We start from the raw sequence: 6,679 nt of genomic DNA, 5'->3' as shown, positions 1-6,679 counted from the left end.
GTTCCTTACATTCGCGGTGAAATGCTCCACTTCCTCCGCGATCGCGGCAACACGGTGAAGATTCCCCGTCGCTGGCAAGACTTGCAGAAGGAAGGCCAGAAGGTGCGCGAAGCGTTGATGAAAGACTTGGGACGGCAACCCCAGGACGCAGAAGTCGCCACTGAGTTAGGCGTCTCGGTCAACGAGTGGAGAGAAATCAAACTTGCAGGCAAAAATCGCTCCTTGTTGAGCTTAGACGCGACCGTTTCGCAGCAAGTAGACTCAACCGTAACCTTGGGCGATATGCTCCCCGATGCCCACTACCAAACCTTGCAGTTACTCGAAGAAGACCGTCAGCAGTTGCAGAGAGCGCTGAGCCAGCTAGAGGACAAAACAAGAGCCGCGATCGAGCTTGTTTACTTCAGCGACTTGTCCCGCAAAGAAGTGGCAGAACGGATTGAAGTCAGCCCCATGACAGTGACCCGCCGCATCCAGAGAGGCATCCAGCAGATGGTGGCCTATCTCCAGCCTCAAGAATTGCAAACTGACCCCTAGAATTTAGCTAATCTCAGATTAGCCATCTAAGTTAGTCATAGATTTTCCTACATCAGATCCTCCTGCATCTGCCAGATTGAACTTAATCAATCTGGCATTTTTGTTGCTGCTTGGTTTTCTGGCTTAGCGGGTCCTGACATCGGCGATCGCATTTCTGGCCATCGAGGCAATGGCACGATCGGTCGCTTTGGGGAGATGGTAGTATTTGCCGCCTGCGTGCTTGGCTAGCTCTTTGGCGAAACCTGTGGAGATGAACTTGCTCTCTGTGTCGATCACCAGCAGTTGAATTCGCAGGCCGCGAATCTTTCCAGCGATTTCTAGCAATTCTCCTTTAATATCGGGCTTCTCGCCCTCTTGAATCGGTTCACCCAGCGATCGCGCTAGCGATACATTGCCGCGACCATCCGTAATTGCCACAATCACCACTTGGCCAATATCTCCCGACTGTTGGGCATTCATGCCGACTCGGACTGCTTGGGTTAAACCATGCGCTAAAGGAGAACCGCCCCCGCAAGGCATGCGATCGAGCCGTTTGCGGGCAGCGGCGATCGAGCGAGTAGGAGGTAGGAGCACTTCTGCCTGTTCGCCTCGGAAGGGGATCAGGGCAATTTGATCACGGTTTTGGTAGGCTTCGGTCAATAATTGCAAGACAGCACCTTTAGCCGACTGCATGCGGTTCAGCGCCATCGATCCAGAGGCATCCACGACGAACACAACTAAGGCTCCAGCCTTCCGAGCTAAGCGCTTAGCCCGAATATCGGGTTGCTCCACAATTACCCGACGGTCGGGTTGACGTTGACGACGGGCTTTCTGGTAAGGGGCGGCAGCGCGTAGCGTGGCATCTACTGCAATCCGTCGCACTTGGCCTCTCGGCAACATCGGCTTGATGTAGCGGCCCCGATCTTCCGAGAAGATAATTGTCCGAGCGCCTGACTTACCCTGCCGATTAGCCGCCATCTGGGCAAAGTACAGCACTGAGGGATCAAGAATCACGCCTTCGGGGTCAAAGATAAACTCTTCCGGGACATTGGGCGGTTCTTGCTCTTGCTCTGGTTCGTGCTGCTCGTCTTTTTCTTCCTGCTCGTCCTGGTCTTGCTCAGATTCTTCCTGCGGTTCGTCTTGATTTTGCTGGGGTGGGGGCGGTGGGGGCGCAGGTGGCTCTTCGGGCGGGGTTTGAACGACTGTGGATCGGGGCACAATCACCAGTTCTACAGCTCGCCGCAAATCCTCGGCATTGACGCTGGCTCGACCTTCTAATGCTGCATGAGCCTTGGCGACTCGCACGGCAAACAGTTCTGCTCGGTGGCCTTGCACCCCGCCCCGTAGCGCTTCATTGACGAGGTAGGCAATTTGTTCTGGCTGAATTTGGATATCTTTTAGCCACTCGCGAGCCAAGACAATTTGAGTTTTGAGGCCGTCTAAATCTTCATCGTACTGCTCTAAGAAAGATTGGGGAGAGTTAGCGTACTGAGTAGCTTGGTCTACCGCTTGCACCCGCTCATCAATCCCTAAAACGGCATCCGCAGAGAGGGCGATCGCAATTCTATCCAGCAAGTGCTCTCGTAGCGAACCTTCTTCGGGGTTGTAGGTGGCAATCAGCAACGGCTTGCAAGGGTGCTGGAAACTAATGCCTTCCCGCTCCACTTGGTTGCGTCCTTCGGTCAGGGTGCCTAACAGGAGATTGGCAATTTGGTCATCTAGGAGATTAATTTCATCGACATACATCACGCCACGATGCGCTTCGGCCAACAATCCGGGCTGAAAAACGGTTTCCCCACGCTTGATTGACTGGCTGACATCAACCGAACCGAGCAAGCGGTCTTCAGTCACACCTAGCGGAATCTGGATAAAGGGTGAAGGAACGACTTCGGTGAAGGGGAGCGGCTGACCCCCAATTACAGGCATTTGACCATTGGCGGCTTCAAGCAGCAGTTGGTCATCCCACTCGCGGGGATTGTTGGGGTCGCAGTTGCAAGCGGAGCCTTTGACGATTTCAATGGGGGGTAACAGGGCGTGAATTGCCCGCGCCATAACTGACTTGGCGGTGCCGCGACGACCTGCAATCACTACGCCACCCAAGCCAGGGTCAATGGCAGCTAGTAACAACGCCATCTTGATGGCTTCTTGGCCCACAACAGCGGCGAGAGGAAAAGCAGTAATCGACGGGTTAGTCAGCGCAGGCATGGTTTCGATCAATAGCGAGTCCAGTGTTTCAGCATAACAAGGAACCGGGGCCAGAACTCACGCGATCGCTCTTGATCCTCGACGGAAATTTTGTCTAAATGCTCTCAAATTACTATAAATAAAAAGCGTGGTAGGAATTACTAAACCTAGAGTTAGGGGGTTAATTCTTAATAGAATTACTCGTTCTTAATTGTAGAAAAATTAGTTTTATATTTAGTTGACTGTAGCTTTTACTACTATCTTAATTAACCTCTAACTGAGTCCTGAAAGTCGCTCTTAGCCCTGGAAGTCAATGATTTAGTAACAATTTTTTGCTTCCATCTCAAGAATGATTGCCGATCGCAAAAACTAGTGATAGACTGCTGGGAATTCAATAAGTAAGTTAGCCTAATCCAGCGTCTAAAAGTGCGATCGCTTTATTTAAAGCCGGAAGCTTTAGAGTTAAGAACTGGAGCGGAGGAACCAAAATTTGGGGCTTATCTTGAGCAAGCTTTATTTCTAAAAAGCAGCCAGGGGGGACATCTCTCAGTCCTAGCCCGTCAGCTAACTCCGTCGGCATTGGGAGGAGACTGAAGATCAGCATTTTTTAATCTGATCTTGTCAGTGTCCTTGGTTGGTATAGCGACGACTTACTTGTACCTGCCTCGACTCTGAGATAAATTCATGCTTCAGCTCAATCTTGCTGCAATCGCGGTTGCAGGACAGGTAGCTTGGCAACGAGCTAAACCACTTTTAATTCGAGATACAGTTCTACTCCCCGCGCTCGGCTTTTTAGGCATTATCTTGCTGTGGTGGTTGGCAGCCATCTTTAATCCTGACTTAATGCCGACACCGCCAGAAGCTTTAGTCGCTAATTTGGATTACATTCTGCATCCATTTTATCGGCGCGGTCCAGGTGACCTGGGCATTGGTTGGTTACTGCTGGCTAGCCTACGCCGAGTGATTTTAGGGTTTTTCTTGTCAGCGATCGTAGCGATCCCCGTTGGCTTTTTAGTAGGAATGTCTAAGCCAGCGATGATGGCGCTCAATCCGGTGATTCAAATCTTCAAACCTGTTTCGCCACTGGCTTGGTTACCGATCGCCTTAGCTATCTTTAACTTGGCTGATCCTTCTGCTATTTTCGTAATTTTTATTACCTCTTTATGGCCGACCATTATTAATACGGCACTGGGTGTTTCTAGTGTGTCTCAAGACTACATTGATGTGGCACGAGTCCTAGAAATGCCTCGTTGGCGGCGGATTACTAAAATCATTTGGCCTGCCAGTCTACCCTATATTTTTACTGGCCTACGGATCAGTTTGGGGATTGCTTGGTTAGTGATTGTGGCTGTGGAGATGCTAACAGGTGGCGTGGGGATTGGCTTTTTTGTCTGGGATGAGTGGAACCGCTTGAACTTGAATTCAGTCTTCCTCGCGATTTTGGTCATTGGTGTCACAGGATTGCTGCTCGACTACGCCGTTAACAAGGTAGAACAACTGGTCACCCATCGCACTAAACAGGGCACTAATTTCTAAGCCTGCGCCAATTCCCCAAGCACTTAACCATTTTCCCCAGAATTGGGGGCTAGGGGGCGATTTGAGTAGTGAACAGCAGTCATCAAATAGCCTCTGACCTAATCGCTAAACACTTTTTCGACTATGAGCGATACATTTGAGCATCAATGGACCCGACGAGATTTTCTTAAGGGGATGGGATCTGCTGCGATAGGCACAACTCTTGCCTCCTGTGCCGTTAGTGGCGATCGCAGTGCCAAAGGTTTAACCGAAGAAGCTTTAGCTATCAAACAGGTAGTCAGACCAGAAGAGTTAGAGAAGCCTAATCTCACGGTGGGCTATGTGCCCGTGAATGACTGCGCGCCGTTTGCGATCGCCTGGAAAAAAGGCTTTTTCCGGAAGTATGGTCTCAACGTAAAACTCAACCGAGAAGCCAGTTGGGCAACTTCTCGCGATGGCATCATATTTGGCCGTACCGATGCCGCTCCCGTGGTTTCTGGAGCCGTAACTAACGCCCGGATTGGCGCTGAGGGAGCCAGACATGCGCCGCTTTGTGCCGCGATGACGATTCATCGCCACGGAAACGCCATGACCATGAATCGCAAAATGTGGGATGCAGGCATTCGGCCCTGGCGAGACTACAACGGTGACCTAGAAGCCTTTGGCCGTGACTTCAGAAACTATTTTGAGAATCAACCCTCCGAGCAGCGGGTTTGGGCAGTGGTGCTCAGTTCTGCCATTTATGAATACTTTGTCCGCTATCTGGCCGCTGCCGCAGGAATAGACCCGCTAAAGGAATTTCGCGTCATCATTATTCCACCACCGCAAATGGTGAGCAATGTGCGGATTGGAGCTATGCAAGCCTACATGGTGGCGGAGCCGTGGAATAGCCGTGCCATTAGCCCCTTGGGTAAAGGAAAGGAGGGCGTTGGATTTACCTTTGCTCAGGGAAAGGAGATCTGGTTGGGACATCCCGATCGCTTGTTGGGTGTGATGGAATCGTTCATCAACGAAAATCCCAAAACCTACAGATCTTTAGTCAAAGCCATGATTGAGGCTTGCCAGTATTGCAGCAAACCGGAAAATCGGGCTGAAGTTGCTCAACTCATTTCCGAGCGATCGTTTACGGGAGCGAAACCCAAATTCACCCGTCCTGCAATCATTGGGGAGTATAACTACGGCGGCTTTGATGGCAAAGAGCGGATTGATCGTTCACTCGATACCACGATTTTCTTTGATATCCCTGACAACATCCCCAAGCAACCCAACGAACACTCTACCTTCCCGTGGCGATCGCGTAGTATTTGGCTGATGACACAGGCAGCGCGTTGGGGACAAATCAAAGAATTTCCTAAGAACGCCGAAGAACTGGCCACCCAAGGTTGGCGAGCTGATTTATATCGTGAGATTGCTGCTGAAATGGGGATCGCCTCTCCCCAAGAAGATTACAAAGTCGAGTCACCGGAAGTATTTATTGATAAGAAGGGATTTGACCCCAGCGATCCCGTGGGTTATCTCAACAGTTTTGCTATTCGCGCTAACGCACCCCAACGATTTTTCCTCTCTTAAGGTTTTGTTCCTTACCTCGTAGCCGCTTCGGAGTTAATCATGGTCAAATCCACTAGCCAGTTTGCTGAGTCTGATAGTCGCACCCCAACTCATCCGGGTGGTTTCTTGGTAATTGAGAACTTGGTCAAAGCTTATCCCACAGCGGGTGGGGGCGAGTCTGTCGTTTTAGATGGTATTGACTTGACCATTGGTGAAAATGAATTCATCTCTGTCATTGGTCACTCGGGTTGCGGTAAATCAACCTTGTTGAAGATTGTTGCGGGTTTAGAAACGGCCAGTGGTGGGTCTGTTAGGCTAGAAGGCAGAGAAATCCGCAAGCCAGGAGCCGAGCGGATGATGGTATTCCAACACTACTCTTTGTTGCCGTGGCTGACAGTCCGGGAAAACATTCGCTTAGCAGTAGATGAGGTGCTAAAGCGCGTCCCTGCTCGTGAGAAACAGCAGATCGTCAATGAACATTTGGCGATGGTGAATCTTACTGCTGCCGCCGACAAATATCCAGACGAAATTTCGGGTGGGATGAAGCAACGAGTCGGGATTGCGCGGGCGCTCGCGATTCGGCCCAAGATGCTGCTGATGGATGAACCGTTTGGGGCGCTGGATGCCTTGACGCGAGGCAAGTTGCAACGGCAAGTGCTGGATATTTGGGAGAACCAACGGCAGGCCGTAATGATGATTACCCACGATGTCGATGAGGCGCTTTATATGTCCGATCGCATCGTCATGATGACCAATGGCCCTGCGGCCAAGATTGGTGAAATTTTAGAGGTCCCCTTTCCTCATCCCCGCGATCGCGCTGCAATGCGTAACTCTCGCGAGTATTTTGACCTCCGGAATTATGTGTTGAACTTCCTCGATCACTACTTCACTCAAGATTAGAGCAGGAGTTGAATTAGCT

5 protein-coding genes and 1 riboswitch are annotated in these 6,679 nt (G+C 50.8%); of the genes, 4 read left to right on the top strand and 1 reads right to left on the bottom strand.

What is annotated here, in order from left to right; all coding sequences use genetic code 11:
* A partial coding sequence (locus tag H6F68_RS16475) for a sigma-70 family RNA polymerase sigma factor (protein WP_190560632.1) occupies window positions 1-534 on the top strand: 534 nt, incomplete at its 5' end.
* Window positions 535-657: 123 nt separating this feature from the next.
* Here the strand turns inward: H6F68_RS16475 and bchD are convergent.
* A complete protein-coding gene (gene bchD, locus H6F68_RS16470) occupies window positions 658-2,718 on the bottom strand; it encodes a magnesium chelatase ATPase subunit D (protein ID WP_190560630.1) in 2,061 nt (686 codons plus the stop codon).
* Window positions 2,719-3,132: 414 nt separating this feature from the next.
* A riboswitch (cyclic di-AMP (ydaO/yuaA leader) is annotated at window positions 3,133-3,291 on the top strand.
* A gap of 90 nt (window positions 3,292-3,381) precedes the next feature.
* On the opposite strand from bchD, the gene ntrB reads away from it, so the two are divergent.
* From ntrB to H6F68_RS16450, 3 genes are all read left to right on the top strand, one after another.
* Window positions 3,382-4,233 carry a nitrate ABC transporter permease gene (gene ntrB, locus H6F68_RS16460; RefSeq protein WP_190560625.1) on the top strand — a complete coding sequence of 284 codons (852 nt, stop codon included), beginning with the start codon at window positions 3,382-3,384 and terminating at the stop codon, window positions 4,231-4,233.
* Between the two features lie 123 nt (window positions 4,234-4,356).
* Window positions 4,357-5,781, top strand: a complete 1,425-nt coding sequence (locus H6F68_RS16455; protein ID WP_190560623.1) for an ABC transporter substrate-binding protein — start codon at window positions 4,357-4,359, stop codon at window positions 5,779-5,781.
* 39 nt (window positions 5,782-5,820) lie between these two features.
* The gene (locus tag H6F68_RS16450) at window positions 5,821-6,660 is read left to right on the top strand and encodes an ABC transporter ATP-binding protein (protein WP_190560622.1); all 840 of its coding nucleotides are present in this window, start codon (window positions 5,821-5,823) and stop codon (window positions 6,658-6,660) included.
* Window positions 6,661-6,679 lie beyond the last annotated feature (19 nt).

The sequence above is a fragment of the Trichocoleus sp. FACHB-262 genome, assembly GCF_014696035.1.
Lineage (GTDB): Bacteria > Cyanobacteriota > Cyanobacteriia > FACHB-46 > FACHB-46 > Trichocoleus.
Note: the sequence above shows the minus strand (reverse complement) of the source record. Positions and strands in the feature narration are given on the sequence as shown.